General features: G+C 63.7%; 1 protein-coding gene. It reads left to right on the forward strand.

Annotated features, from left to right (window positions below; genetic code table 11):
- Positions 1–719: 719 nt before the first annotated feature.
- The gene (locus FG154_RS20555; protein ID WP_145112013.1) at positions 720–1,046 is read left to right on the forward strand and encodes a hypothetical protein; all 327 of its coding nucleotides are present in this window, start codon (positions 720–722) and stop codon (positions 1,044–1,046) included.
- Positions 1,047–1,062 lie beyond the last annotated feature (16 nt).

The following is a 1,062-nucleotide window of genomic DNA, read 5'->3' on the forward strand; positions in this document are numbered from 1 at the left end:
CGGGGGGTCAAAATTGGACGCCGATTGGGGGTCAATTTTGGATGCCGATTGACACACTGGGGGGCCGCGATCTGAGTGGGCCTTCTCTCCCCGCTCTCCTACATCCTCGTGCTGGCTGCGCTAACGCATGGCGCACCGCTCAGCCTCGTGACCGTGGCGACTGCTCGGATGCGGAGTGCTGATCTCCGGAGTGATCCTGCTGTCGTCGTCCTGATGCCTCGTCTGCGCGTCGGGGGATGTCTGCAGTGCCTGAGGCAGCGCGCCTCATGGCTCCCGTGACGACATCGTTATTAGCCGCACAGATCAGGCGGTGCTCCGGTTGTGGAGCTGGACGGGCAACGGCCTCCCGGTGCGGTGAGTGGTGTTACGGGTAGCGCGTCCTTGATCGTCAAGAGCACGTCCACCGGGTACGCCTACGGGTCGAGGCCGCGCAGCTTCCCGCTCTCGCGAACTTCGTGATCAGGAAGTCCTGCATCCGCCAGCAACCGGAACTTTCCCCTGCCGAAAGTTGGACGCTAGTTCGTCGCCCCCGCGGGATCGCCAAGACCTCCGAGGCGAGACAGGCATCACGCGGGTTCCGGCTTGCCGATCAACCTAATTCGGGCGCGTGGCAGGGGCTGCCGGAAGGGCGAGACGCCGTGTCGCTTGGTGTCGGCTTTAATAGCCGTAATCCATGGCCTACCGCGAGGCAGCCAGACCGCCGCGTTTGGCGCGATGTGATGGCGGTCCATAAGATCACCGCAACTACCAGGCTTGGTGGCGAGCCCAACCTGATTGTGATGATCCGAACGGGGTCCGCGGGCAACTGTGCCGATGACCTGTCGCAGGACGTGGGGGACGGAGCCCGTTTCGGGCGTCTGGGCTCGGAAAACACGGTGCGAATGGGCGTCGCCCAAGTGCGCAGCACGGCATTGGAAGGCGGCTCCGTCTCCCTGACTATCGAGGAGCAGAGCCAGAAAATCAATCCGCAGATGAAGTTCACGCCCGAAGCAGCCCTCGCCCTCGCAGTGAACTGGCCCCCGTTTCGACCGGACACTTGGGCATAACCATGGAGGCTCAGGT

It is taken from the genome of Cereibacter sediminicola (assembly GCF_007668225.1).
In the GTDB taxonomy this organism is placed as follows: Bacteria; Pseudomonadota; Alphaproteobacteria; order Rhodobacterales; family Rhodobacteraceae; genus Cereibacter_A; species Cereibacter_A azotoformans.

Bases quoted from the DNA above. Each gene is read 5' to 3' on its own strand.
- FG154_RS20555 (WP_145112013.1), top strand. From the start codon at position 720: ATGGCGGTCCATAAGATCACCGCAACTACCAGGCTTGGTGGCGAGCCC.